Origin of the sequence: Oribacterium parvum ACB1, assembly GCF_000238055.2 — a bacterium.
Lineage (GTDB): Bacteria > Bacillota > Clostridia > Lachnospirales > Lachnospiraceae > Oribacterium > Oribacterium parvum.
In genome coordinates this window covers 1,964,946-1,991,524 of sequence record NZ_KE148312.1, presented here as the reverse complement: position 1 = coordinate 1,991,524, position 26,579 = coordinate 1,964,946, and the positions used below count along the sequence as shown (strand labels likewise).

22 protein-coding genes and 1 tRNA gene are annotated in these 26,579 nt (G+C 41.5%); all 23 read left to right on the top strand.

What is annotated here, in order from left to right:
* The first annotated feature begins 221 nt into the window (after positions 1–221).
* Complete coding sequence (locus HMPREF9625_RS08825; RefSeq protein WP_009534344.1) at positions 222–1,973, top strand: ABC transporter ATP-binding protein; 1,752 nt, start codon at positions 222–224, stop codon at positions 1,971–1,973.
* Positions 1,963–3,867, top strand: a complete 1,905-nt coding sequence (locus HMPREF9625_RS08820) for an ABC transporter ATP-binding protein (protein ID WP_009534343.1) — start codon at positions 1,963–1,965, stop codon at positions 3,865–3,867. The genes HMPREF9625_RS08825 and HMPREF9625_RS08820 overlap by 11 nt, the downstream gene beginning before the upstream one ends.
* Positions 3,868–3,983: 116 nt before the next feature.
* A tRNA-Thr gene (locus tag HMPREF9625_RS08815) sits at positions 3,984–4,056 on the top strand.
* Between the two features lie 258 nt (positions 4,057–4,314).
* A complete protein-coding gene (locus HMPREF9625_RS08810) occupies positions 4,315–4,734 on the top strand; it encodes a NusG domain II-containing protein (protein WP_009538286.1) in 420 nt (139 codons plus the stop codon).
* Positions 4,735–4,840: 106 nt separating this feature from the next.
* Complete coding sequence (locus HMPREF9625_RS08805; protein ID WP_009534341.1) at positions 4,841–5,767, top strand: radical SAM protein; 927 nt, start codon at positions 4,841–4,843, stop codon at positions 5,765–5,767.
* A 9-nt stretch (positions 5,768–5,776) separates the two neighbouring features.
* Positions 5,777–7,123, top strand: a complete 1,347-nt coding sequence (locus tag HMPREF9625_RS08800) for an aminotransferase class V-fold PLP-dependent enzyme (protein WP_009534340.1) — start codon at positions 5,777–5,779, stop codon at positions 7,121–7,123.
* Between the two features lie 24 nt (positions 7,124–7,147).
* Positions 7,148–7,843 carry a B3/B4 domain-containing protein gene (locus tag HMPREF9625_RS08795; RefSeq protein ID WP_009534339.1) on the top strand — a complete coding sequence of 232 codons (696 nt, stop codon included), beginning with the start codon at positions 7,148–7,150 and terminating at the stop codon, positions 7,841–7,843.
* Between the two features lie 297 nt (positions 7,844–8,140).
* Positions 8,141–9,424 (top strand): double-cubane-cluster-containing anaerobic reductase, encoded by a 1,284-nt coding sequence (locus HMPREF9625_RS08790; RefSeq protein ID WP_009534338.1) that lies wholly within the window; start codon positions 8,141–8,143, stop codon positions 9,422–9,424.
* A gap of 96 nt (positions 9,425–9,520) precedes the next feature.
* A complete protein-coding gene (locus HMPREF9625_RS08785) occupies positions 9,521–9,775 on the top strand; it encodes a putative Se/S carrier protein (protein WP_009534337.1) in 255 nt (84 codons plus the stop codon).
* Between the two features lie 237 nt (positions 9,776–10,012).
* Complete coding sequence (locus HMPREF9625_RS08780) at positions 10,013–10,921, top strand: C40 family peptidase (protein WP_009534336.1); 909 nt, start codon at positions 10,013–10,015, stop codon at positions 10,919–10,921.
* 228 nt (positions 10,922–11,149) lie between these two features.
* On the top strand, positions 11,150–11,953 hold the full coding sequence (locus tag HMPREF9625_RS08775) for a L,D-transpeptidase family protein (RefSeq protein ID WP_009534335.1): 804 nt from the start codon (positions 11,150–11,152) through the stop codon (positions 11,951–11,953).
* A gap of 8 nt (positions 11,954–11,961) precedes the next feature.
* A complete protein-coding gene (locus HMPREF9625_RS08770; protein WP_009534334.1) occupies positions 11,962–12,819 on the top strand; it encodes a YitT family protein in 858 nt (285 codons plus the stop codon).
* A 161-nt stretch (positions 12,820–12,980) separates the two neighbouring features.
* Complete coding sequence (locus tag HMPREF9625_RS08765; RefSeq protein WP_242822695.1) at positions 12,981–14,003, top strand: hypothetical protein; 1,023 nt, start codon at positions 12,981–12,983, stop codon at positions 14,001–14,003.
* Positions 14,004–14,010: 7 nt separating this feature from the next.
* On the top strand, positions 14,011–14,979 hold the full coding sequence (locus HMPREF9625_RS08760; RefSeq protein WP_009534332.1) for a tRNA dihydrouridine synthase: 969 nt from the start codon (positions 14,011–14,013) through the stop codon (positions 14,977–14,979).
* On the top strand, positions 14,970–16,241 hold the full coding sequence (gene fliB / locus HMPREF9625_RS08755; RefSeq protein ID WP_009534331.1) for a flagellin lysine-N-methylase: 1,272 nt from the start codon (positions 14,970–14,972) through the stop codon (positions 16,239–16,241). Before HMPREF9625_RS08760 ends, fliB begins: the two co-directional genes overlap by 10 nt.
* A gap of 54 nt (positions 16,242–16,295) precedes the next feature.
* A complete protein-coding gene (locus HMPREF9625_RS08750; protein WP_009534330.1) occupies positions 16,296–17,780 on the top strand; it encodes a DUF1846 domain-containing protein in 1,485 nt (494 codons plus the stop codon).
* A gap of 467 nt (positions 17,781–18,247) precedes the next feature.
* Complete coding sequence (locus HMPREF9625_RS08745) at positions 18,248–20,083, top strand: NAD(P)-binding protein (RefSeq protein WP_009534329.1); 1,836 nt, start codon at positions 18,248–18,250, stop codon at positions 20,081–20,083.
* On the top strand, positions 20,077–21,810 hold the full coding sequence (locus tag HMPREF9625_RS08740; protein ID WP_009534328.1) for an NADH-dependent [FeFe] hydrogenase, group A6: 1,734 nt from the start codon (positions 20,077–20,079) through the stop codon (positions 21,808–21,810). The genes HMPREF9625_RS08745 and HMPREF9625_RS08740 overlap by 7 nt, the downstream gene beginning before the upstream one ends.
* 105 nt (positions 21,811–21,915) lie before the next feature.
* The gene (pyrH, locus tag HMPREF9625_RS08735) at positions 21,916–22,620 is read left to right on the top strand and encodes a UMP kinase (RefSeq protein ID WP_009534327.1); all 705 of its coding nucleotides are present in this window, start codon (positions 21,916–21,918) and stop codon (positions 22,618–22,620) included.
* Positions 22,621–22,812: 192 nt separating this feature from the next.
* Positions 22,813–23,367, top strand: a complete 555-nt coding sequence (gene frr / locus HMPREF9625_RS08730; RefSeq protein WP_009429767.1) for a ribosome recycling factor — start codon at positions 22,813–22,815, stop codon at positions 23,365–23,367.
* Entirely contained in the window at positions 23,364–24,089 is a 726-nt protein-coding gene (locus HMPREF9625_RS08725; RefSeq protein WP_009534326.1) for an undecaprenyl pyrophosphate synthase, read from the top strand. The genes frr and HMPREF9625_RS08725 overlap by 4 nt, the downstream gene beginning before the upstream one ends.
* 154 nt (positions 24,090–24,243) lie before the next feature.
* Positions 24,244–25,134 (top strand): phosphatidate cytidylyltransferase, encoded by an 891-nt coding sequence (locus HMPREF9625_RS08720; protein WP_009534325.1) that lies wholly within the window; start codon positions 24,244–24,246, stop codon positions 25,132–25,134.
* Between the two features lie 182 nt (positions 25,135–25,316).
* Positions 25,317–26,561: a 1-deoxy-D-xylulose-5-phosphate reductoisomerase gene (gene dxr, locus HMPREF9625_RS08715; RefSeq protein WP_009534324.1), complete on the top strand. Its 1,245-nt coding sequence runs from the start codon at positions 25,317–25,319 to the stop codon at positions 26,559–26,561.
* The last annotated feature ends 18 nt before the right edge of the window (positions 26,562–26,579 follow it).

Below are 26,579 nucleotides of genomic sequence, written 5' to 3'. Positions count from 1 at the left end.
TTCACAAAAAATCCATTTTACTTTTTGCCGTATTTTGTTTTATAATGTCACGTATTTAATGAGTATTCGTGCTTTTGCAGGATACTCATTATTATGTGGCGGACTTTGTCCTTTCCTACGTTATGGAAATGGAACTTTGTTCCTCTATCGCATTATTTTTTGTCCTGTACAGAAATAGGAAGTCCGTTTACCGTGTATTTTGTCAGTTTTAGGAGGAGAATATGACAATCATTAAAACCTTGTCTAAATCCGTGAGAGAATTTAAGAAAGACTCGATGCTTTCTCCCGCCTTTGTCAGTGCGGAAGTGGTTTTAGAGTGCATGATTCCGTTCTTTACGGCAAGACTGATTAACCAGATGAAGGTGGATGCTTCCCTTCCTATGATCTTTCGCTACGGCATAGTCCTCGTGATTATGGCCATGCTTTCTTTAGTTTGCGGAATCAAGGCCGGAAATTATGCCTCTTCCGCCTCGACCGGTTTTGCCAGAAATTTAAGAAGAGATATGTTTCAAAAGATTCAGGGCTTTTCTTTCAGTAATATTGACCGCTTTGAAACTTCCTCTTTGGTTACCAGACTGACTACGGATGTCAGTAACGTGCAGATGGCCTATATGATGCTTGTGCGTCTGGCTTTTCGTGCGCCGTTAATGATGATTTTCGCCTTTACGGCCGCCTTTCTTCTTGGCGGAAAAATGGCCATCATTTTCTGCCTCATGATTCCGTTTTTGGGAGCCTCTCTTGCGATTCTGATTGCGAAGGCGATGCCGATGTTCGATAAGGTCTTTAAAAACTATGACGCCTTAAACGATTCCATCGAGGAAAATGTACAGGGGATGCGAGTGGTAAAGGCCTTTGTAAGAGAAGAGTACGAGAAAAAGAAGTTTAACGATAGGGCGGAAAAGCTTGCGAATGAGTTTATTCGGGCAGAGAAGCTTGTTTCAATTACGAATCCTTTAATGCAGTTCTGCCTTTATATTGGGGTTGTTTTCATCTTGAGCTTCGGTTCTTACCTCGTTGTAATTACACAGGGCTTAAGTCTGGATGTCGGACAGCTTTCCGCCTTACTGACCTATAGCTTCCTGATTTTATCGAGCCTGATGCTGGTGGCCATGGTTTTCGTTATGGTTTCCATTTCCATTGAGTCCACTCGAAGAATCGTAGAGGTTCTTACGGAAGAAAGCGACTTAAAAAATCCGGAAAATCCGGTCATGGAAGTCCCGAACGGATCCATTGATTTTCATCATGTTTCCTTTAAATATTTGAAAGATGCCAAGAAAAATGTGCTTTCCGATGTGGAAGTGCACATTCCGTCAGGTGCGACGGTGGGAATCATTGGCGGAACCGGTTCTGCGAAGTCTTCTCTAACCCAGCTTATTTCCCGTCTTTATGATGTAACGGAAGGGGAGGTTCTGGTTGGCGGAGTGGATGTACGGAACTATGATTTGACCGTACTTCGTGATCAGGTAGCCGTGGTTTTGCAGAAGAATATCCTCTTTTCCGGAACGATAGCGGAGAATCTGCGCTGGGGAAATAAAAATGCCACGCAGGAAGAAATTGAGCATGCATGCAAGCTTGCTCAGGCTGCCGAGTTTATAGACAATATGAAGGACCGCTATGAAAGTCATGTGGAGCAGGGAGGAAGCAATTTTTCCGGCGGACAGAAGCAGAGACTTTGTATTGCAAGAGCACTCTTGAAAAAACCGAAGGTCCTGATTTTAGACGATTCGACTTCCGCGGTGGACACAAAGACCGACGCCCTGATTCGAAAAGGCTTTAAGGAATTCATTCCCGATACCACAAAAATTATTATTGCGCAGCGAATTGCTTCCGTGCAGGATTCGGATCTCATTTTGGTCATGGACAAGGGGCGCGTTATTGCGCAGGGAAATCACGAGAAGCTAATGGAAAGCTCGAAAGAGTATAGGGAAACCTATGAGTCACAGAACAGAAAGGAGGAAAAAGATGGAGAATAAAAAGAAAGGAATCGATAAAGACTTTTTTCCGACTTTGAAACGAATTCTAAAAACACTTTTTAGCTTTTATCCGGTCTTTTTGCCTCTTACACTAGTTTTGATTGTAGTCAATGCCGTAGTTTCGGCGATTCCCTCCCTGTTTCAGCAGAAAATCATCAGCCTCGTAGAAAGGGCTTATAAAAGCGGGGAATGGAAGTCCGTTTCCGAGCCGATTTTTAATCAAATTACTATCCTCGCAATTTTATACGGTATTTCTTTACTGGCTGCTTTTATCTATAACTGGAATCTGGCAACAATCACACAAGGCTCCTTAAAAAAATACAGACAAAAGATGTTTGACGGCATGCAGGATCTTCCGATTTCGTTTTTTGATAGAAATAAGACCGGAGATATCATGAGTCATTACACAAACGATATTGACTCCATGCGGCAGTTTATTTCGATTTGTATTCCGCAAGCACTGTCTTCCTTTATTACTATGGTGACGGTTGTTTTTCTGATGTTATATTACTCTCTTTGGCTAAGCCTCCTCGTTATTTTGGGCTCTATCCTGATGATTCGAGTTGTAAAGGATATCGGCGGAAAGTCAGGACATTTCTTTGTGCGTCAGCAGGAAGAACTTGCGAAGTCCGAGGGCTTCATACAGGAAATGATGAACGGACAAAAGGTCGTGAAGGTTTTTAATCACGAATCGGAAGCCATAGCTGATTTTGATCGCTATAATGAAGAGCTTTTCTCCGTATCCAATTCGGCAAACCGCTATTCCAGTGTCATTATGCCGATTTTAGGAAATATCGGCAATATTCTTTATGTCTTGGTGGCTATTCTTGGCGGTGTTCTTTTAACCTATAAGGTACCGAATCTTTCTATATCCGGTTTGGCATTAAGCATTTCCATTGTCATTCCCTTCCTCAATATGACGAGACAGTTTGCCGGTATGGTGGGGCAGATTTCGTCGGAAGTGAATGCAGTAGTGATGGGCATTGCCGGAGCAAAGAGAGTCTTTGCCTTAATGGATGAGATGAAGGAAGAGGATAGCGGTCATATTCGTCTAGTAAGCGTTAAGGATCAGGACGGAGAGCTTTTGGAAACAGCAGATCGCACGGAAATGTGGGCATGGAAGGATGTAAAGGAGGACGGAACAATCGTTCTGAAGCGTCTTTTGGGAGATGTGGAGCTTCGGGACGTCGATTTCTCCTATGACGGAAAGCGCATGATTTTAAAGGGAATCAATGTTTTTGCGCATCCCGGTGAGAAGGTGGCCTTTGTGGGCGCAACCGGTGCGGGAAAAACCACGATTACCAACCTTTTGAATCGTTTTTACAGCATTCAAAAAGGAGAGATTATTTATGACGGTTTCGATGTCTATGATATTTGCTTAGGAGATCTTCGACGCTCTCTCGGGATTATCCTGCAGGATACCGTACTGTTTACCGGTACCGTAATGGAAAATATTCGTTACGGGAAGCTCGATGCCAGCGACGAAGAGTGTATTGCGGCGGCTCGCCTTGCAGGCGCAGACGATTTCATCACAAGACTTCCGAACGGATACGATACCGAGCTTAGTGGTAACGGAGGAAATCTTTCTCAGGGACAGAGACAGCTTCTTTCCATTGCGCGCGCCGCGGTAGCCGACCCGCCTGTTCTTATCATGGATGAGGCAACCTCTTCCATTGATACAAGAACGGAGGCGATTGTACAGAAGGGCATGGATGCACTGATGGCCGGTAGAACCGTATTTGTTATTGCCCACAGACTTTCCACCGTACAAAACTCCGATGTCATCATGGTGCTGGAACAAGGTGAAATCATCGAGAGAGGAAGCCATGAGAAATTGATTTCCGAGAAAGGAAAATACTACCAGCTTTATACCGGAGCTTTTGAGCTGGAATAAGAATAGTTTCTTGCAGAGAAATGGATTTTTTGATGCCAATTTGTAAAAGCGAAGTGAATTGCAGCAAAATTTCTTGCTTGCACAATGCTGAAAACCTGTGCTATACTGCAGTGGTTGCCACAATAGCACAGTTGGTAGTGCATCTGATTCGTAATCAGAAGGTCACCGGTTCAAGTCCGGTTTGTGGCCGAATACGGAAACGGGGAAGCTTGGCTTCCCTGTTTTTTTCTGTTTTTCTCTGCTATAATGGGAAAATAGTGATGAAATAAGCTGCCTGCGTAAACGGGGCTAAAGCTAGGGTACAGAAAAAATAGGAGTAGAAAGAACTGAGGAAGTAAAGAAATAAAAAAATAGAGAACCGGGGAAGTAAAGAAATAACAAAATAGAGAAGGAAGAAGGTAAAGAAGTAAGAAAGTGAAGAAAAGTTAGGGAATAGGGAAGTAATCTATGAAGAATAAAAAAGAGTTAAAAGTCATTATCGGAATCGTTTTAGTCGTGCTTTTTATAGCAGGCCTATCTTATCTTATTCCGAAACTTCTGGCTAAGCCTTCTCAAAAACTTCGTGTTTTAAAAAATGGAGAAATCCTTCTGGAACATGAGCTCGTAAAAGATGCCAAGTTTATGATTCTGGATCAGGAAGCCAAAGAAGTTCCTTTTGAAGAAAGTTTAAGCAGTTTGTCAGATGACGAGCGAAATCCGGCAATGCATGAAGTAAATTTTATTGAAGTGAAAGACGGGAAGGTGCTTTGCACGGAATCCAACTGTAACAATCAAATCTGTGTGCACACTCCTGCCATCAGTAAAGAAAATGCGGATTTACCGATTGTTTGCCTTCCGCACGGTCTGATTTTACAGATTGTAAATTGAATTCTATTCGTTGAGACAGAAAGTTCTAACAGAACAAAGGAATCAGTTCTAAGAAAACAAAGGATATTGTTTTTGCTGACGTAGAGTGAACTGTAAGGAGGCTTATATGGATTACGAGGGAAGGATTTGTCGTTCTCCTATGGAGAAGAGTTCTTATATGTTGCCCGTGACTGTCGGCTGCCCGTATAACGGCTGTCATTTTTGCAATCTCTTTCGTGACCTGCACTACAGAGAGCTTCCATTTTCACAGATAGAAGAAGAGCTAAGGCGTGTTCAGAACGCAGGAGGAAAGCCTAAGAAGATCTTTTTAGGAGACGGCTGTGCCTTCAGTTTAAAAACCGAACAGCTTTTAAAAATACTGAATTTAATTCATCAGTACTTTCCGGAATGCGACATAATTAATTCTGACGCAACCGTCACAAGCATTCGGATGAAAACGGACGAGGAGCTTAGGGCTCTTTCGGAGAACGGCTACAAGCATCTCTATATCGGAATAGAAAGCGGACTGCAGGATGTCCTATCCTTTATGCATAAGGAGCATGATGTAGTGGAAGCGGAGCGGGAAATTGCAAGAATTAAAAATGCCGGTATGATTTATGATGCGCATATCATGAGCGGTGTCGCAGGAAAAGAGAGAGGGATAGAAAATGCGGAAGCCCTGGCCGCTTTTCTAAATCGGACAAAACCGGAATTTGTCGTAAACTTTTCCATGTTTATCTCCTCCGATACGCCATTGTATCAGGATATTGTAAAGGGAAGTTTTCAGCCGGCAACGGAACTGGAAAACCTAAAAGAAGATAGAAGAGTGGTGGAACTTTTGGCTACGGACGGAACGGAACTATTTTACGATTCCTTTCACGATTGTATTCGAAAGCGAGTTTGGGGTACCTTAGCGAAAGATAGAGAAAAAATGCTGAAACAGCTGGACAAATGGATAGAAGAATTTGAGAAGAAGGAATCGATCTATGCCACGGATTTTTCCTACAAGAACTGTCCTGCCCAGACGATGTTTGATTTGGAAAATATTGTATAGGAGAGCTGGATGGAACAGGAAAAAATATATCTGGATAATGCCGCAACCTCTTTTCCGAAGCCGGAAGAAGTTCCAATGGCAGTCTATGACTACATGACAAAACTCGGTACGAATGTAAACCGGGGAGGCTATGCAACTGCCTATGATACGGAATCCGTTGTCTTTGAATGTAGAGAGCTGATTGGAGCCTTATTTCATGCGCCGGACTATAAAAATGTTGTATTTACAAGAAATATTACGGAGAGCATGAATGTAGTATTAAAGGGACTTTTGCATAGCGGAGACCATGTTATTGTTTCTTCCATGGAGCACAATGCGGTAATGCGGCCTATCAGGCAGCTGGAAAAAAAGGGAGTCAGCTTTACAAGAGTGCAGTGTGAGTCGGACGGTAGCTTAAAACCGGAAAAGCTCTCGAGCTGTCTTCGTCCGGATACAAAGGCGGTAGTAATGACCCACGCCAGTAATGTCTTCGGCACCATGCTTCCTATTGAAGAAGTGGGGAACTTCTGCAAAGAAAACGGATTGGTTTTCATTCTGGACTCGGCGCAAACAGCCGGTGTTTTTCCGATCGATATGGAGAAAATGCATATCGATATTCTCTGCTTTACGGGGCATAAGGGACTTTTAGGGCCACAGGGTATAGGCGGTTTTATTCTTCGAGATGAACTTGTTCTGAAAATTGAACCTTTGATTTCAGGAGGAACCGGAAGCCTTAGTAATGTAGAGACAGTTCCGGAGTTTATGCCGGATCGTTTTGAAGCGGGAACACCGAATTTACCGGGAATTTTCGGCTTGCATGCTGCATTAAATTGGCTTCGCAAGCTCGGAGAATTGAGCTTATTAGAGGAAAAAAGACGAACAGAAAATGTGGTTTTTGAAGATAAAGAAAATTTTCATTTTCTAAGTTCCTCGGAAGAAAACATAGACAGAATTGAAAACATCTTTACAAGGGGTGCGGATAATGCAGAACTTTTCACTACGGAGCACTGCTTTTCGGCAGCCTTAGAAAAAATCAGTGAGCATGAACTGCACCTTACCGAAGAATTTCTTACACTTCTGGAGCCCCTAGAGAAAGAAGGAAAATTGAAAATCATCGGAAAAAAAGATACGGAGATGCGAACCGGAGTGGTTTCCATCCAGACGCTAACCAGAGAACTATCCGATACGGCTTTTCAGCTCGATACACGCTATGGTATTATGACAAGAGTCGGCCTGCACTGCGCCCCGTCCGCCCATAAAACCATGGGGACTTATCCGACGGGAACGATTCGTTTTTCCTTTGGCTTTGCAAATACGGATAAAGAAGTAAAGCTGGCTATTGATGCTCTAAGGGAATTACTGGAGGAAGAAAAGTAAATTATTAGTAAAGGAGATTTTTCTATGAAGATTATTGTGGACAAAAGTATTGCCGATTTAGGGAAAAAAAGTATTGTGATTGCCATTGCCAAAAATGTAAATCCCGCCGCAAAGCTCTCGGATGCATTTCTTGAAAAGCAGAAGAAGATGGAAGAATGGGCACTGAACTGTGATGCGGAGGAAGCGGCAAAGCATCCTGTAAATCAAGGCTATATTGACTCCATTACGGCTGTAGGGCGCAGTACTAAAAAGAATCCGCCTACGGCTGTAGCCCTCATTCAAAATATCAAGCGCCGCGGCTCTATGCCAAACATTAACAGCATTGTAGATATCTACAATGTAGAGTCTCTGCATTCTTTCCTTGCTATCGGCGGACATGATTTCGATAAGATTGAGGATGAGATCTGCTTTACGGTCAGCAAAAAGGAAGATGTTTTTTATCCGATTCTTGCCCCGGAGAAGTATGTGGCGGAAACGGATTATGTTTACAAGGATAAGAAGGGCATCATGGCTTGGATTGATGTTCGTGACGGCGAAAACTACAAGTTTGATGAGAATACGAAGAATGCTATTTTTATCATTCAGGGAAATGCCAATACTTCCGTAGAGATGCGTCTGGATGCCCTGGAGCGGATTCGTAAGGACATGGCGGAATGTATGCCGGATATGGAGTTCTCTACCCATGTCATTACCTATGGTGATGAGAATACGGAGATATAAATCCATATAAAATAATCTGATGGAATCAATAAACTTATTAATTTATAAGTTTTACAAATAAAAGAGCTTGCCTATATTAACTCACAATTTCTCAAGTTTTTCTTCCTTTCGTATAATGGATACATCACTGTAAACGTGTGTACGAAGGAGCTTAATGAGCGTGAGTTCCTCGTAGACACCGGAATATTTCCGGTGTCTTTTCATTACAGATAGTAGTTTTCTTCAGGAGAGACCTATATCTGTTTATCGGAGATTATTGCAGCTTACATTGCAATAAATCATTCAGGAGGTTAAATTATGGACAAGAACCATCAGATGTGGTCCGATCTTGGCATGGATCTGGACAAACACGACTTACTTTGTGCTGCCCTTCCGGGAGCATATGGCGATGTATTTTTAACACAGGAGAACCGTCCGCAGGGAATGGACTATTTCAATATGGTCGCTGCGGATATTCACGGGATTCGTCCTGCCGAACTGATTCAAGCGCAAAAAGAAGGTAGAAAAGTCATCGGTACCTTCTGTGTCTTCGTTCCGGATGAGGTAATTATTGCGGCAAACGGAATCGTTACCGGTCTTTGCGGCGGTTCTCAGTTCTGGGTACCGGAAGGAGAGAAGGTGCTTCCCGCCAATACCTGTCCTTTAATCAAGGCCTCTGTCGGCGCGAGACTGGGGAGAACCTGCCCCTATTTCCGTATTGCCGATATGTTTGTCGGAGAGACCACTTGTGACGGGAAGAAGAAAGCCTATGAGATTCTTTCCGAAGATGTAAAAATGCACATTATGCACCTTCCTCATGGAAAAAGACCGCAGGACATTGCCGCATGGGACAAGGAAATCCTTGATTTTGTAAAGGTAATGGAAGACTTTAGCGGAAATAAAATCGATATTGATAAGTTAAATCAGGCAATTCACATTGTGAATGAAAAGAGAAAGGCTCTGCAAAGACTCTATAATTGTAGAAAAAACAGTTGTGTACCGATTAGCGGAAGAGACGTTCTTCTCATTATGCAGATTGCTTTCTTTGATGATCCGGAGCGTTTAACGGCACAAGTGAACAGCCTTTGCGAAGAACTGGAAAAAAGAATAAAAGAGGATGTTTCCATTGCTCCGAAGAATGCACCGAGAATCTTAATTACCGGAACTCCTATGGCTGTCCCGAACTGGAAGATGCATAATATCGTGGAAACCAGTGGCGGAATCGTGGTATGCGAAGAAAATTGTACGGGAACTCGCTATTTTACCAATACTGTAAAAGAAAACAACAAGACCATGGAAGAAGCTGCTTCCGCACTTACGGAACGTTATTTTAACAATATTCATTGTGCTTGCTTTACTCCGAACCCGGAAAGAATCGACGATATCCTAAGACTTGCGAAGGAATATCAGGTAGACGGTATTCTCAATGTAAACTTAAAGTTCTGTAATCTCTATGCTACGGAAAACTATTTTGTGGAAAGACGCTTAAAGGAAGAAGGCTATAAGGTATTAAGTCTGGAAACAGACTACGAAGACAGTGATGCGGAGCAGTTGAGAACCCGTGTCAGTGCTTTCCTCGAAATGATTGAAGCAAATAAGTAAGCAAAGTTAAGTCCTAGGGAATATTTCTTTAGGGAAATAGGGAATAGGAAATCTGGCAAAATTGTTATTTATCTTAGAAAGAAGAAGCCGGGAGACATGACAAAATACTATATCCTTTTTGATAATCATGAACAGGCTATTAAATTGCGACGGGATTTGCAAAATGCGGGAATCGGCTCTGTAATTGCACCTACGCCTCGTGAAGCAAGTCTATGTTGCGGAGTGTGTCTTAGGATAGACGAACAGGAGTATCCTGCTCTGGAGCGATATTTAAAGAATAATGCGTCAACGTATCGTGAGCTGAAGAAGATTAATGAGTCTTTCAATGCAAAACGGGATTCCTACCTTTAATTTTACAAATAATCGGAACCTGCAAAATAATACGTGAGCAAAATGTAGAAATTTTATTATTTTTTATACTATAACGACCGATAGTAAAATGTATTTGCACTATTGGTCGTTTCGTTTTTTTTAATAACTTACAAATTACTAAACTTTGCGTTGCAAACCTTACAATTTAATCAAGTACCGTTGTATTAAATTTTTTCGTGTCGTAATATAAAGAAAGGTAAGGAGAAGAGGTTTTGTATGAAAAATAAAAAGCGGATAGGTTTTTGTTCTATTGTTGTTATGTCAGCTCTTCTTGCCCTTCCGGTGTACGCCGGACAGTGGCAGAAGGGAAATGGAAAGAATAGCGCTAAGTGGTGGTACAATCATTTAGATGGTACATATCCTAAGTCTTCATGGGCGTGGATTGACGGGAATGGGGACGGTCTTGCGGAGTGCTATTATTTCGATCAACAGGGATGGTTGGTTGTAAATAAGACGGTGGAAGGATATAAAGTGGATTCTACCGGTGCTTGGCTTGAGAATGGAGCTGTACAAGTAAAGTCAGTTAGCGAGTCCGGTGTATTTACGAACGGGAAAAATGAAGTCAGTAATGGCACAATAGATATGGAGAGTGACTTGGAATTAGGGACCGCTGATAAAGCTGCGGTTTCTGCGGAAGATAAAGCAAGTGTTGCCGTACAGGATAAGACAGGATCTGTTCTTGAAGTGTCCGGTCGTTTCGGAGGTCCGGGAGAGGGAACTTCCGACTTTTCTTCTAATCCTGCAGTTGTAGCTGCAAATGGAGATATGTCCGACTTAATAGGATATGCCCGTTCCTTTATTGCTGTTCTCCCTTATAAGACTGCAGGAAGCTCTCTTAGTACCGGTGCAGATTGTTCGGGATTTACACAAGAAATCTATAAAAAATTCGGTATATCTATTCCGAGAGATTCGCGTTCTCAGTATGCTGCTTCTCAGAAGATATCCGAAGAAGAACTGCAGGCCGGTGATTTGGTGTTTTACGGTTCCAGCCCGAGTACAATTTATCATGTAGGAATTTATTCCGGAAACGGAACGATTATTCATGCAACGAAGAGCGGAGACTATGTAAGAGAACATGACTATCATTATGCAAAGCCCTTTGGTTTCGGAAGATATAAGAGATAGATTTTTATGAAAAAACAGTCTGTTTTTCCGGAGTTTTGCGTAATGAAGTAATAACAGCCTTTTTCTTAATGGCTGTTGCAGTGAAGCTTTAAACGAGAGCGGCTCAGGTCACTCTCGTTTTTTTATGCGAGTGTCCACTTTGTTTATGTTTACAGAAAGATAAAAATTGATTATTATAACATGGTGTCTCGAAGAGAGCCCTGTTTTCTAAGATAAATGGAGTTTAAAATGAGTAAATGGAGTTTTAGTAAAGATATAGCAATTACTGTCATATTGTTTTTGTCAATTAGCTTTTTATCTTTTGCCGGACCCGGAGAAGATTACAAAAAAAAGTTGGACACGCAAAATTCTACCCGGGAAACTACGGAAAACGTAAGTTCTTTTTCTAAAGTAAAATCGGATCTGCCTTCCGACTCTTCTGTATCAGCAGAAAAACAACGAGATGAGAGGATTTCTGCTGCGCTTTCCGCATCACAAGTCGGAAAAAAAGAAGAACAGATTCTTTTGCTTTTGGACCATAAGCTGAGCCTTTGGGATAAAAAAGAGGGGCAGTATGTAAAACTTAAAGAATGGGAGTGCGGCTATGGAAGAAATGGTTTGAAAGCTGCAGAAATTAGAAAAGAAGGAGACGGGACTACTCCTAAAGGAGCTTTTCCCATTTCTTTTGCCTTCGGTTTTGCGGAAAAGGAAAATACGAAGCTTCCCTATAGACAAATTAAAAAGAACTCGGTTTGGTCTGATGAAAAAGGCAGTTATAATCAGTGGGTAGAGTCCAACAGATATGTTTCAGGTGAGCAGCTTTGGAATTATAAGATATGTTATGAAAAGGCCTTGGCGATTGGGTTTAATCAGAATCCGGTTGTCTATGGCAGAGGTTCGGCCATCTTCCTGCATATTAAAGCACCGGATACATGGGAAAGTTCCGGCTGCGTTACTGTGGAAAAGTCTTCCATGGAAGAGTTATTAACTTTGGTCAACGAGAAAGTAAGTATAATGATTCTTCAGAATGAAGAGGAAATCAAGGCATACTAGGAGGCAGAATGGATAAGAAGAAAAGAATATTTAGAGATTATTTATTTATTGTTATTGGAAGTTTTTTGATTTCTGTTGCTTCCTTATCAATTTATGATAGAGCGGAATTGGTAATAGGAGGTGTTACCGGTGTGTCTATTATCGTACGTCACCTCTTTAATATTCCCTTATGGCTTAGCTACAGTATGATTAATGTACCGCTTTTTATTTGGGGATTTTTTGCAAAAGGTGGAAAATTCCTTTTCCGTACAGTGATTTCGACTTTGCTGTGCTCCTTTTTTCTTTATATCTTGCCTGTATGGGAAATTCTTCCCAAGGATGACTTTTTCCTTGCGTCTGTAGTAGGCGGTGTTTTTATGGGTGTAGGTTGTGGCATGGTCTTTATTTCCAACTGTACAACAGGAGGAACGGATCTATTGGCTGCCATTCTGCAGACTAAGTTTAAGCACATTTCCATGGCAAAGCTGGTTCAATTTGTAGATTCTCTGGTTATTCTTTGGGGATTACAAATTTTCGGTGTAACCAAAGCGCTCTACGCATTAGTGTCTATCTATGTATTTACCAAAGTTTGTGAAGCCATAATGGAAGGGATGCACTTTGCAAAATCGGTTACTATTATTTCCCATAAAGGAGAAGAGATTGCCCAGTATGTCATTTCTAAAATGTCCAGAGGTGTAACCGGCATCGAAGCCAAGGGAATGTATACTAAAAACGGAATAACTATGCTTTATTGCGTACTAAGTAATCGTGAGGTTTCGGTTCTTAAGGACGAGGTATATAAAATTGACGATAAGGCATTCTTTATTATTTCCGACGTACGGGAAGTACACGGAGAAGGCTTTATTAGAAGGGACGAAATGATTTAATGAGGAAAAATCTCCGAAAATGGATTTTACTTCTCTTAGCAGGATTGTTTATACTTTCCTGCTTTTTCGTTTCTCCGGAAAAGTTTAGTGTAGAATCGGATTTGCCTTTTTTTTTGAATTTTTCTTTTCTGTATTATTTTCCTCTTGAGAAATATTTTTACATGGCGACAATATTAATTTTGTCGAGCTATCTTTTGGAAAGTCGTGTGCTATCCTATATTGCGTATCCGATTTTACGCTTTGCCAAAACAAGAAAAGCGCTTTCCCATATTTTGATTTTCTTAAGCTTTGGGATTGCCTTGCTATTCGGTACCAGCATCAGTATGTTTTTTACACTTCCTCTTTCCGCAATTACTTTGGGAAAAGAAGAGGATAGTCCCTATCTGTTTATGCATACCGTCTGTCTCCAGATTCTGGCTGCGGAGCTTGGAAGTATTTTATTTCCTTTTACCTCTCTTTCGGATTTTTATCTGTTTTTGCAATTTAACTATTCCTTTACAGATTATCTCCGCATCAGCTTCCCTTTTTTCTTTTCTTCTATATTATTTTTGCTACCCTATGTCTATTGCTTTCATAAAGAGAAGAACCGGCCTCTTTCTTTACAGACTTTAGACAGGTTACAATTTTCTTATGAGGGACTGAAGGAAAGGAGGCCGGAAGGAAAAGTCCATCGCTTTTCGATTCCATTAGGTGTGTTTTCAACTCTGTTTTTTTTATCCTGCATTAGACTTATTCCAATTTATCTTGTGACAGTATTGCTTTTACTTTACAGTCTGTTTTTTAGAAGAGAAGTATTTTTGCGATTGGATTATTTCCTTCTTGGTTTTGTTCTGCTCATTTTTCTCCTTCGTGGAAATTTTTTAACCATGCATTTGATACCCCGCTTTCTCTCTACATTTATCAGCGGAAAAGAATGCAGTCACTCCTTGGTTTTGGCACAGATTTTTACCAGACTTCCGGCTGCGGTTTTTCTGGCTGATTTGACTACAAAGGGGCGACAATTAATCATGGCATCCATTCTATCTTCCATTCATCCTCTTGCCTGGAACTACAGCGGAGTAATTGCCTATTCCATGATGAAGAATCGTCCGCATGGAAAGGTGTTTATCTTGCATTATATTTTTTTACATATTCAAATGCTTTTACTTTTGGTATTTCTTGCTTTCTTTACAGGAAATCTTTAGGAGTTTTATGAAATATTATTTTGCACCCTTGGAATCAATCAGTTCTTATCCCCTAAGAAACGCACATGCACGATTTTTTTCGTCTATAGACAAATACTTCAGTCCATTTGTCTCGGCGAATGAGGAGGGACATTATACAGGAAAAATAGAACGGGATTTATCTCCCAAAAACAATCAAACACTTACACTTATTCCTCAAATTATGGGGAGAGAAGTAGATCATATGTTGAAATCCTTTTCTTATCTGCAAGATCTTGGATATAGTGAGGCAAATCTTAACTTAGGTTGTCCCAGCGGAACTGTTGTGGCTAAAGGAAAGGGAGCAGGGATGCTTCGGGACCTGTATTTTTTAGAGGATTTTTTTAAAAACCTGTTTTTAAAGAAAGAAAAAGATTTTGCAATTTCCGTGAAATGCAGAATCGGAATCAGTGATGCCGTAGCGATTCCGGAATTGTTTTCTTTATTTAATCAATTTCCATTCTCGGAAGTTATTGTGCATCCCAGAGTACAAAAACAATTCTACAAAGGAAACGTGGATTTGGAGGGCTTTCAAAAGGTATACGAGATTACAAAGAATCCTCTAGTCTATAATGGGGATATTGAAAATGCGGAAACGGCTCATAAAATTATGGAACGTTTTCCCGGCATTTCCGGCATTATGCTCGGAAGAGGTCTTCTTGCCAATCCTGCTCTTGCAAGGGAAATTCGGGGTGGAAACGAACTGAAAGAAAAAGAATTGAAAGACTATATTCTTGCAGTGGAAAAAGCATTTTCCGAAGAGATACAGGGAGATAAGAATCTACTTTGTAAATTGAAGGAATGCTGGAGCTATTTTGCTAAAAATTATCCTGTAAGTATAAAGGGAATCAAAGAGCTTAGAAAGGCGAAGACGATGGAAGAGTATAGAGCTGCAAAGTTTCGCATCTATAGTGAAGGAGAGTTTATCCCGTTTAAAGGAGAAAAAGAATGGATATAGAATATCCGTCATATTATGATCAATTTCATTGTATTGCTTCTTCCTGCAAGGACAGCTGCTGTAGGGGCTGGTGCATTGATGTGGATAAAGATAGCCGGGAACGCTACGATAGGGTTCCGGGAAGCTTTGGCGAAAAGCTGAGAGCAACGCTTAAGGAAGAGAAAGGGAATTATTTTTTCCCTTTGGAAGAAAATGGGAACTGCCCTTTTCTTAAGGAAAACGGTCTTTGTGAAATGATATGTGAACTGGGAGAGGATGCACTTTGCGAAGTTTGCCAGTCATACCCAAGGATGAAGCGAAGTTACGGAAATTACGCACAATATGATTTAAATGCATCCTGCGAAGAAGCCTTTCGCTTAATTTTGAGCTGGGATGGAGAAATACTTCGCGGAAGAGAGGATACAGATGCGGAAGAAATTCTTAGTTCCGAGAAAGAGCGGGAACTAATCCATTTAATTGCTTTTCGTTCCGCTCTATGGGAAGAGATTCCGTATTTTTCCAAGGACTTTAACGCTTTCTTTTTAGAACTTTACAAATTCTTTTTAGAAGCGGAATTACTGATATATCCGAATGCTTCAGCTGGTAAATGTAAAGCAGGAAAGATAGAAAGACTAAATTCCGAAAATGTTTATCTTGACAGCTTTTCATTTCTAAATGAAGAGCGTTTTCTTGAAGCCATAAACTGGCAGAAGAAAATCAAGGAGAAAAGCCTTGATTTTTCCAAGTGGAGAGAATTGTTTTTAGAGGAAGTCACAAAAAAAGGCAAGAAGACATTCGAGTATGAATTCAAAAATGAATCCAATACAGTAGAGAAGTCGGAAGGAAACAAAGAGGATAGAATGAATCAATCCCGTTTAGAGGAATATTTTTTGAAACTTCCAAAAGAAAAGCAGATAGACTGGGAGAAAGCCATGCCGGCGCTTTGCCGTTACTTCCTGTTTCGTTATACGCTTCTTCCTCTTGAGGAAGCCTCCTTACTTCCTCTATTTTCGCTCGTGTATCAAAGTATAGAGTGGATCTATACTGCGTATCTTCTTATACTGAATCAATATTCGGTGAAAGATGGAAACTGTTATACAGGCTTAATCGAAGGCAAAGAAATAAAGAAAGAAGATAAGTACTTCTCATGCTTCTTTTCCGAAGAACCGAGTATTCTACGAATTGCGGTATTTTTTTCTAAAGAAATAGAACATGACGAAGAAAATATCCGCCAACTTTTATCTTATAATCCTCTTTCCAATATTTGTAAAAAAGGAGTATAATGTGCTACGTTTGGATTTTGGATTTCCGGTGTATAGAAGGGATAGGTAGACGTCATGGATCGAATCGGTTTTGATAATGAACAGTATTTAAAGATGCAATCAGAGCACATTAAGGAAAGAATAGCCAAGTTCGGAGGCAAGCTGTATCTGGAGTTTGGAGGAAAACTGTTTGATGACTATCATGCGAGCAGAGTTCTACCCGGTTTTCAGCCCGACAGTAAGATTCGTATGCTGGGTGAATTAAAAGCCGACGTTGAGATTGTGATTGCAATACATGCCGGAGATATTGAAAAAAACAAGGTACGTGGAGATCTGGGAATCACTTATGATATGGATGTTCTTCGTCTCATTGATGCCTTTAGGGGGTATGGTCTTTATGTTGGATCTGTAGTGTTGACTCGCTTTACAGGACAGGAGAGTGCCATTGCTTACCAAAAGAAGTTGGAGTCTCTCGGTATTAAAGTTTATCGACATTATCCTATTCCATCTTATCCTTCCAATGTTCCTTTAATTATTAGTGAAGAAGGCTTTGGTAAGAATGATTACATTGAAACTTCCCATTCCTTAATTGTTGTTACCGCCCCGGGACCCGGTTCCGGTAAAATGGCAGTTTGCTTATCCCAGTTATATCAGGAGCATGTCCATGGGGTTAATGCAGGATATGCCAAGTTTGAAACTTTTCCAATTTGGAATATTCCTTTACAGCATCCGGTTAATCTTGCTTATGAAGCTGCAACAGCAGACCTGAATGATGTCAATATGATTGACCCCTATCATTTGGAGGCATATGGAGTCAGCACTGTAAACTACAATAGAGACGTGGAAGTGTTTCCGGTACTAAAGGCTATGTTCAATACCATTTATGGCAGTTCTCCTTATCAATCTCCAACAGACATGGGAGTGAATATGGTGGGGAATTGTATCGTGGATGATGATGCTGTACGAGAAGCCTCTCAGCAGGAAATCATTCGTCGTTACTTTAATGCCTTAGTGGAAAAAAGAAAGGGAAGCGGAAGCGATGCTATCATTGAGAAAGTGCAGCTTCTTATGGAAAAGGCACATATTTCCTCACAAGATAGAACTGTAATCGGCGCCGCTTTACAAAAAGAAGAAATTACAGGTGCCCCTGCTGCTTCTATTTCTCTTCCGAACGGACAGATTGTCACGGGTAAAACATCCCCCTTGCTTGGAGCTTGTTCTGCCATGATCCTCAACGCATTAAAGGTTCTTGCAGGACTTCCTGATGAAGTTAAGGTTATTTCTCCGGAAATTATTGAACCGATACAGCATTTAAAGGTGGCACATCTTGGAAATCACAATCCTCGCCTCCATACGGATGAAATCTTGATTGCCCTTACTATTTCCGCAAATTCTGATGAAAATGCAGAAAAATGTATGGAACAACTTGCAAAGCTCAATGGCTGCGAAATGCATTCTACAGTGATTCTATCTCAAGTGGATGAGAAAACTTTGGGAAAACTTGGAATTCGAATTACCTGTGAACCTCGTTATCAAAATAAAAAATTATTCCATTCTTAATCTTTTTTCCGGGGGATAGGCGAATCAGAGAACAACAAGATATACAAGCTTTAAGTGAAATTACAAATGCACTATATAAAAAAGTATAAGATATTTTTAGAGAACTTTCTGTGAAAGAAGGTTCTCTTTTTTTACAGCGGAATACATAAGTGCATTGTTTGTCATAGCCTCCGGTGATAGAACTTAAAAAGAAGGAATATTGATAAATTTTTCAAATAAATCAGACTAAATTTTCTTCTTTTGCAAAAATGTTAGTCATATATAACTAACTACAAAATGGCATAAACAGCGTTCACTGTACAATATGCACAAAAAATTCCTTCTTTTTTTGAAAAGAAAAAAGAAAATTCGTGTGCTATACTGAGCACGAATCATCTCTTGGAGAAGAGAGGGTATTGTCTTTGAAAAAAGGCAAAGGTGAGTCTTATAACGGAAACAGATATACTGTTTTCGAACAAGGAGAAAAAATGAGCAGGTTAATCATTGTTACAGAAAATGAAGCGCAGAAAACCGTGGAGGGGCTTTACCGCGACTTAGAGCGGAGAATTCAGGCTTCTCAGCCCGGTCTTTGTCCTGTGGATTTGGCAGAGGCATTTTTACATATTTGTCATGCACAGTCCTGTGGAAAGTGTACTCCCTGTAGAGTGGGATTGGGACAACTTGAAAAATTAATGGAATCTGTTTTGGACGGTTCCGCAGATATGGAAACTTTAACGACTATTGAAAAAACTGCAGACGCCATTTATCATTCTGCAGACTGTGCAATAGGTTTTGAGGCAGCGAAGATGGTTCTTCGTGGAATACGCGGTTTCTATGACGATTATGCAGAGCATGTAAAGCATGGACGCTGCAATGCGAAGCAGAGTCAGCCTGTGCCTTGTGTATCCCTTTGCCCTGCTCATGTTGATGTACCCGGTTATGTATCCCTGATTCATGAGGGGCGCTACGCAGAGGCGGTGCAACTCATTCGTAAAGATAATCCCTTTCCTGCAGCATGCGGTTTGATTTGTGAGCACCCGTGTGAATTGCGTTGCAGAAGAACTATGGTGGATAAAGCAATTAACATTCGTGGTTTAAAGCGATATGCAGTAGAGCATGAGGGAGAGATTAAAGTACCCAAAATTATGGATAAAACCGGAAAAAAGGTTGCCGTTGTAGGCGGTGGACCATCCGGTTTAAGCGCTGCGTATTACTTAAGCATCATGGGACACGATGTAACAGTTTACGAGCAAAGGAAACAGCTTGGCGGAATGCTTCGTTATGGAATTCCTGCATACAGGTTACCTAGAGAGATATTGAATCACGAAATTGACGGTTTAATGAAAACCGGATTCCAAGTCAAGACGGATGTTTCCATTGGAAAAGATATCAGCCTTGCGCAGCTTAAAAGAGAATTTGATGCTGTATATGTTTCGATTGGAGCTCATACGGATAAGAAGCTTGGTATTCCGGGCGAGGATGCGGAAGGTGTTATTTCAGCAGTAGAAATGCTTAGAAATATCGGAGATGATATTTATCCGGACTTCACGGGCTTAAATGTAGTCGTAGTCGGCGGTGGAAACGTAGCTATGGACGTGGCAAGGTCTGCCATTCGTCTTGGAGCTAAAACGGTAAAGGTCGCTTACCGCAGAAGAAGAGTAGATATGACGGCCCTTCCCGAAGAAGTGGAAGGCGCTATCGCCGACGGTTGTGACATCGTAGAGTTGCATTCTCCGGTACGCATTGAAAAGGATGAGAAGGGGCATTGTAAGGGCATCGTTCTGAAGCCGCAGATTATCGGAGGCGTTCGCTATGGCAGACCGTCACCCAAGGATTCTCAGGCACCTGAGGTGGAAATGAAGGCGGATCTTGTGCTTGTTGCTATTGGACAGGGAATCGACTTCCGTAAGTTTGAGGAGTATCAGGGGATAACTATTGAATCAGGAAGAATCAATGCTTTAGATACTTCCGCATTACAAAACGCAGAAGGAATCTTTGCGGGAGGAGATTGTGTAACAGGTCCTGCTACGGTAATCCGTGCAATAGCTGCAGGAAAGACCGCTGCGGCAAATATAGATGAATACCTCGGTTTCTTCCATGAAATCGAGTCCGATATTGTACTTCCACCGGTAAGATTTGATGATAATGCGCCCACCGGTCGTGTCAATATGAAAGAAAGACCGGCTGATGAAAGAGTACTTGACTTTAAGCTCATGGAATATGGTATGACGGATGAAGAGGCTTGCCAGGAGTCCGGAAGATGCCTGCACTGTGATCACTTTGGTTATGGTATATTTAAGGGAGGCAGAGAAAATAAATGGTAAACTGTACAATAGATGGAAAAAAGGTTTGTGTGCCTGAGCATACAACGATTTTAGATGCGGCTAAAGAAGTTGGAATCCATATTCCCACTCTTTGCTATTTTAAAGATTTAAATGAAATTGGAGCGTGCCGAGTTTGCGTGGTAGAAGTAGAAGGAGATGCAAGACTTCATGCTGCCTGCAACAGCCCGGTTTTAGAAGGAATGGTTGTTCGCACCAATTCTAAAAAAGCAAGAGAAGCAAGAAAATACAATGTCGAATTAATCTTGTCTCAGCATAACGTGACCTGCACAACCTGCAGTCGTTCCGGAAACTGTGCTTTACAGTCTGTAGCCAATGATTTAAACATTGTCGGAAAGGATTATTATCCGAAAGATTTGCCGAAGCAGAAGAGTTCGAAAACCTTCCCTTTGATTAGAGAATATGATAAGTGCATCAAGTGTATGCGTTGTATTCAGGTTTGTGATAAAATCCAAGCTACCAATGTCTGGGATGTTGTGAATTCCGGTGGAAAAAGTACTGTGGATGTACGTGATTTCTACAAGTTGGAAGATTCTCCATGTGCACTTTGCGGACAGTGTATCACCCATTGCCCTGTAGGTGCTTTAAGAGAAAGAGATGATACGGATAGAATTTTAGATGCATTAGATGATCCTGAGACCATTGTGTTGGCACAGATAGCACCATCCATTCGTACTGCGTGGGGAGAAGAGTTCGGCCTTGGGCCGGAAGAGGCTACGGTAGAAAGACTGGCAAGCTGCCTAAAAGAAATCGGTTTTGACTATGTATTTGATACCGACTTCTCAGCTGACCTGACTATTATGGAGGAAGCTTCCGAGTTTCTACACAAGCTGACTCAAAATGAGGGACAATTCCCGATGTTTACAAGCTGCTGTCCGGGGTGGGTACGCTTTATTAAGAGCCATTATCCGGAGTTCATTCCGCAGGTTTCGACCTCCAAGTCTCCTCAGCAGATGTTCGGAGCCATTGCGAAGACTTATTATGCGGATATTCTGAAAGTAAGTCCTAAGAAAATATTCTCTGTCAGCATTATGCCTTGCCTTGCCAAAAAGGCGGAGTGTGCATATCCGAATATGACAGACAAGGACGGCAACTTTGATGTGGATGTAGCTTTGACCACAAGAGAGGTCAATAGACTGATTCGTTCTTTCCATATCAGTCCTGCAAAACTGGCTGATAAAGAACTGGATATGCCGCTTGGTATCGGTTCCGGTGCAGGAAATATTTTCGGTGCAACCGGAGGTGTAATGGAGGCTGCACTTCGTTCCGCTTACTACTTTGCAACAGGAGAGAACCCCGATCCGGATGCCTTTCAGGATGTAAGAGGTATGGACGGTTGGAAGGAATCAACTTTTACTATTGCAGGAAACAAGCTGAAGATTGCGGTAGTCAACGGACTCGCAAATGCAGACAAGTTGCTTTCTGCATTAAAAACCGGACAGGTACATTATGACTTTGTGGAAGTCATGGCTTGTCCCGGAGGCTGTGTAGGCGGTGGAGGACAACCTATTCATGACCAGGTAGAGATGGCGGCGCACAGAGCACCTGTACTATATAAGCAGGATAGAGAGGGCAGTCTTCGTTTCTGCCATGAAAATCCTTCCATAAAAGCAGTTTATAAAGATTTCTTGGGAGAACCTTTATCCGAGCTTGCAGAAGAGCTGCTACACACTGACCAAAAGGGCTGGTTGATGCCGGGAGAAAAATAAGGATACAGGAATTATTCAGTTTTCTTTTACGACGAAAAAGGCTCGGAAGAATTGCCGAGCCTTTTTTTGTATGGTAAACTAGGGCATTAGAAAGAGGAGAATATTATGGAAAAAAGAAGAGTGATGTTGAAACTTTCCGGAGAGGCTCTGGCCGGAGAGAAGCATTTCGGGTTTTCCGATGATGTAATTTTTAGAGTGGCGGATCAGGTAAAAAGAGCAGTAGACAGAGGCATAGAAGTAGCCATTGTAATCGGAGGAGGAAACTTCTGGAGAGGAAGACAGTCCGAGCAGGTAGACCGGTATAAAGCGGATCAGGTCGGCATTCTTGCGACGCTCATGAACTGTATCTATGTATCGGAAATCTTCCGTATCAGCGGAATGAAGACCAGAATTATGTCATCTTTTTCCATTTCCGATATGAGTGAAGTCTTTTCCAAGGACGAGGCAAATAAAGCTTTACAAAATGGAGAAGTGGTATTCTGTGCCTGTGGTACGGGGCATCCCTATTTTTCCACCGACACCGGTGTAGTGCTTCGTGCGCTGGAGCTCACATGTAAGGAAATTCTCCTTGCCAAGGCCATTGACGGGGTCTATGACAAGGATCCGAAGAAGTTTCCCGATGCCAAGAAATACGATACACTCAGTATTGAAGAAGTGGTGGAAAAGCGTTTGCAGGTAATTGACCTTTCCGCATCCATCCTTTGTCTTGAGAACCGCCTCCCGATGTCCGTATTTTCCTTAGAGGAAGAGGACGGCATCTTCAAGGCCCTTCTCGGAGAGCACAAAGGAACAAGAGTTACAGCGGACTGACTTTTAAGGAAATACTATCATTTAGCATAATTCTTCAAGTCTTGCCTGTGTACAAATTTGAATAATTATAAATTACTTTTTTTCTATTGGATTTTACTATTGCAATTCTCTATCAGAGTATATTCCGTTTAAGAATTCATTCTGATTTAAGACAAAATAAATGCTAAAAATACGAAAGAAGAGGACTGAAAAATGGATGATCAATTTACAATCTATATTGAGAAAATGCATAAGACTCACGACAACTTAATGAGTGAGCTCGCAACGATTCGTGCCGGTCGTGCGAATCCCCATGTTTTAGATCGAATCACTGTGGATTACTATGGTACGCAGACCCCGATTCAGCAGGTAGGGAATATCTCCGTTCCGGAGGCAAGAATCATTCAGATTCAGCCTTGGGATAAGTCTGTGATGAAGGAAATTGAAAAGGCAATCAATATGTCCGACCTCGGTATCAATCCTACAAACGACGGACAGGTGATTCGTCTTGTGTTCCCGGAGCTTACAGAGGAAAGAAGAAAGGAACTGACTAAGGATGTAAAGAAGAAGGGCGAAGCGGCAAAGGTTGCTATTCGAAACATCCGAAGAGATGCCATGGATTTGGCTAAGAAGCTGGAGAAAAATGCGGAGATTACCGAGGACGATTTAGCAAGACAGACGAAGGATATTCAGGAGCTCACCGACCACATGATTGAGAAGATTGATCAGTCCGTGGAAGCAAAGAACAAGGAACTCCTTACAGTATGATGGAAAACACGGAGCGCTTTCCAAAGCACATTGCTATTATTTTGGATGGAAACGGTCGTTGGGCAGCTTCTCGCGGGCTTCCGAGAGCCCTCGGCCATAAAAAAGGCTGTGAGACCTTGGAACAGATTGTAGAAGACTGTGCAAGGCTTGGAATATCCTATTTAACCGTATACGGTTTCTCCACAGAAAATTGGAAGCGCTCTGAAGAAGAGGTTGGAGCGCTTATGCAGCTTTTTCGTTTCTATATGAAAAAGCTTATTTCCGTTGCCAATGCAAATAATGTGAAAGCGAAGATGATTGGCGAGAGAAGCCGTTTTTCCGGGGATATTCAGGAAGGAATCCGTGCTTTGGAAGAAAGCACGAAGGACAATACGGGGATGGAGTTTATTTTTGCCGTAAACTATGGCGGAAGAGATGAAATCATTCGTGCAATTCATCGCTTTTCTACAGAGTACAGGGGAGAGAATTTGAAAGATGCTTTAGCTCATCTTACGGAAGAGCAGCTTGCTTCCTACTTGGATACAAAAGATATTCCTGACCCTGACCTTGTTATCCGTACCTCCGGGGAATTTCGGACTTCGAACTTCCTTTTATGGCAATCTGCCTATTCCGAGTATTATATTACGGATGTGCTCTGGCCCGACTTCAATAAGGAAGAGCTTTTAAAAGCGATAGAAAGTTACGGAAAAAGGGAAAGAAGATTTGGCGGAAGAAAAAAGTAGCTATTGTTTATTTTAAATTTAAAAGGGAGCTCTACAACGAGATATCGCACGCTTTACGCACGATACTCGTTATGAATAAGAATCACTATGTTATAGAGGCTTTTTGAGCTTCCGAAGTATTGTTAGGGTAGAAATGATTAAGGGTAATAGTTAGATGGAGAAACAAAACGAAACGGAAGAAATAAAAAAACGAGAAGGCAGAGTTAAAACGCTTCCCAAGGGACAGAACGAGAAGAAGCTGTCCTCCTTTTTTGTGCGATTAGCAAGCGGAATTGTCTTACTGCTTCTTTTGTTTATCATCCTTCCCGCCGGAGGAAATCTACTGTTATTCTTTAATTTCATTTTATCTATTTTTGCCTGCTATGAGCTTCTGCATTGTTTTTCCTTTCATAAGGAGAAAATGTCGATTTTACCCTACCTTTTTATTTCTCTGCATTACCTTGCACTTTTCTATGGGAAGCATTTTGAAATGGTTCTTATGCTGGTTTATTTCATTCTGCTCTGTGTAGACTATGTATTGTTTTATCCGGAAAAGACAATTCGGGAGATTTGCCTGTATTTTCTGATTTTACCCTATGCGGGAATCATGTTTTCCTACCTCTATCAGACAAGAGGAGTCATGCATGGAAAGATTCTGGTTTGGCTGATTTTTCTATCGAGCTGGGCGGCAGATACCTGTGCCTATGCCGTAGGGATTCTTTTCGGAAAGCACAAAATGACACCGGTTCTTAGTCCGAAGAAGACCTGGGAAGGGGCTATCGGGGGAGTTCTCGGATCTTTTCTTTTAACTTACCTTTACGGACTGTATAATAATCAAGTCTATGACGGATTTTTCCATTCCCCTTTAAAGCTTGCGATTTCTGTCGCCTTTGCCTCTCTTTTTTCCATTGTGGGAGATTTGACGGCTTCCGGAATCAAGCGGGATTTTGGAATCAAGGATTACAGTAATTTGATACCCGGACATGGAGGAATACTGGACCGTTTTGATTCGGCACTCTTTACTGCTCCGATTATCTACTTTGCTTTGGTTCTTTTTGTGAAATAATGTTTTTAGATATTCGTCGTTTTACATTAAGAGTATTGCAGTCTGTTTTTTAAGACAGATTTTTATAAGATGAACTATTCTATATTTCTGTAAGAAAGCCGTTTTTATAGGACTCTAAGTTCATAAGAAGCTGCTTTCATAAAAAGCTACTTTTTCTAAGATTGTGTGAATCGAGGATAGATATGAATATTGTGATTTTGGGGTCTACAGGCTCTATCGGCACACAGACCCTGGAACTTTTAAAAGACCATACGGAATATAAAGTGCTTGCCCTTTCTGCCGGAGAAAATATTTCACTATTGGAAGAGCAGGCGCGGGAGTGGAAGCCGAAGTATCTTTGCGTTTTTCATGAAGATAAAGCAAAACTTCTGAAAGAGCGCTTTCAATCAAGTTATAATCGTGACAATACACTCGATTCGGAATCTGCCGAGAACAGTATACATTACGAAAAAAAAGAGAGCGAAAAAGATAGCTATTCACCGGTGATTTACTCCGGAATGGAAGGCCTTATTCAGCTTTCCGCCTTGACGGAAGCCGATATGATTGTAGTCAGTGTAGTGGGAATGGTCGGAATACAGCCAACTATTTCGGCTATTCAGGCCGGGAAAAAAGTGGCCCTTGCCAATAAAGAAACGTTGGTCTGTGCCGGGCATTTAATCAATGACTTATTAAAAGAGTCGAAGGCAAAGCTTTTCCCTATTGATTCCGAGCACTCTGCAATCTGGCAATGCTTAAGAGGAGAAAAGGCGGAAGAAGTCGAGAAACTCATTTTAACCGCTTCGGGAGGTCCTTTCTTCGGCCTCACAAAAGACGAAATGAGGGGAAAGAAGAAAGAAGATGCCTTAAAGCACCCCAACTGGTCTATGGGAAGAAAGATTACCATAGACTCCGCTACCATGGTGAATAAAGCCTTGGAAGTTTTGGAAGCGCATATTCTTTTTCATATTCCGATTGAAAAAATACAGGTTGTTATCCAGAGAGAAAGCATTATCCATTCCGCTGTAGAGTTTTGTGACGGGGCAATTAAGGCGGAGCTTGGAGTGCCTACTATGCGTGTTCCCATAGCCTACGCCCTGTTTGAAGAGGAAAGAGAGCATTTCAAGGGAGAAAAACTGGATTTTACAAAGGTGATGTCGCTACATTTTCATCCCCCTTCCTATACTGATTTCCCAGCTCTAGCCTTAGGACGTACTGCAGGATTGAAGGGCGGATCTATGACGACCGTTTTTAATGCGGCAAATGAAGAAGCGGTTGCCCTCTTCCTTCAGGATAAAATATCCTTCCTTTCCATTCCGGCTTTGATCGAAAAGGCGATGCAGCTGCATGAGAAGGACTGGAAGGCTTACCCTTCCGTGGATGAGATACTTTCTATTGAACGATGGGCGAGAAACTGTGTAGAAGAAAATGCAAATCAGGTAGAAGCATAGATCTTAGGAGAAAGCCAA

Bases quoted from the DNA above. Each gene is read 5' to 3' on its own strand.
- HMPREF9625_RS08745 (WP_009534329.1), top strand. From the start codon at position 18,248: ATGAGCAGGTTAATCATTGTTACAGAAAATGAAGCGCAGAAAACCGTG.
- HMPREF9625_RS08770 (WP_009534334.1), top strand. From the start codon at position 11,962: ATGGATAAGAAGAAAAGAATATTTAGAGATTATTTATTTATTGTTATT.
- HMPREF9625_RS08750 (WP_009534330.1), top strand. From the start codon at position 16,296: ATGGATCGAATCGGTTTTGATAATGAACAGTATTTAAAGATGCAATCA.
- pyrH (WP_009534327.1), top strand. From the start codon at position 21,916: ATGGAAAAAAGAAGAGTGATGTTGAAACTTTCCGGAGAGGCTCTGGCC.
- HMPREF9625_RS08810 (WP_009538286.1), top strand. From the start codon at position 4,315: ATGAAGAATAAAAAAGAGTTAAAAGTCATTATCGGAATCGTTTTAGTC.
- HMPREF9625_RS08725 (WP_009534326.1), top strand. From the start codon at position 23,364: ATGATGGAAAACACGGAGCGCTTTCCAAAGCACATTGCTATTATTTTG.
- HMPREF9625_RS08790 (WP_009534338.1), top strand. From the start codon at position 8,141: ATGGACAAGAACCATCAGATGTGGTCCGATCTTGGCATGGATCTGGAC.
- HMPREF9625_RS08760 (WP_009534332.1), top strand. From the start codon at position 14,011: ATGAAATATTATTTTGCACCCTTGGAATCAATCAGTTCTTATCCCCTA.
- HMPREF9625_RS08780 (WP_009534336.1), top strand. From the start codon at position 10,013: ATGAAAAATAAAAAGCGGATAGGTTTTTGTTCTATTGTTGTTATGTCA.
- HMPREF9625_RS08775 (WP_009534335.1), top strand. From the start codon at position 11,150: ATGAGTAAATGGAGTTTTAGTAAAGATATAGCAATTACTGTCATATTG.
- HMPREF9625_RS08805 (WP_009534341.1), top strand. From the start codon at position 4,841: ATGGATTACGAGGGAAGGATTTGTCGTTCTCCTATGGAGAAGAGTTCT.
- HMPREF9625_RS08740 (WP_009534328.1), top strand. From the start codon at position 20,077: ATGGTAAACTGTACAATAGATGGAAAAAAGGTTTGTGTGCCTGAGCAT.
- HMPREF9625_RS08825 (WP_009534344.1), top strand. From the start codon at position 222: ATGACAATCATTAAAACCTTGTCTAAATCCGTGAGAGAATTTAAGAAA.
- HMPREF9625_RS08795 (WP_009534339.1), top strand. From the start codon at position 7,148: ATGAAGATTATTGTGGACAAAAGTATTGCCGATTTAGGGAAAAAAAGT.
- HMPREF9625_RS08720 (WP_009534325.1), top strand. From the start codon at position 24,244: ATGGAGAAACAAAACGAAACGGAAGAAATAAAAAAACGAGAAGGCAGA.
- HMPREF9625_RS08820 (WP_009534343.1), top strand. From the start codon at position 1,963: ATGGAGAATAAAAAGAAAGGAATCGATAAAGACTTTTTTCCGACTTTG.
- dxr (WP_009534324.1), top strand. From the start codon at position 25,317: ATGAATATTGTGATTTTGGGGTCTACAGGCTCTATCGGCACACAGACC.
- HMPREF9625_RS08800 (WP_009534340.1), top strand. From the start codon at position 5,777: ATGGAACAGGAAAAAATATATCTGGATAATGCCGCAACCTCTTTTCCG.
- fliB (WP_009534331.1), top strand. From the start codon at position 14,970: ATGGATATAGAATATCCGTCATATTATGATCAATTTCATTGTATTGCT.
- HMPREF9625_RS08785 (WP_009534337.1), top strand. From the start codon at position 9,521: ATGACAAAATACTATATCCTTTTTGATAATCATGAACAGGCTATTAAA.
- HMPREF9625_RS08765 (WP_242822695.1), top strand. From the start codon at position 12,981: ATGGCGACAATATTAATTTTGTCGAGCTATCTTTTGGAAAGTCGTGTG.
- frr (WP_009429767.1), top strand. From the start codon at position 22,813: ATGGATGATCAATTTACAATCTATATTGAGAAAATGCATAAGACTCAC.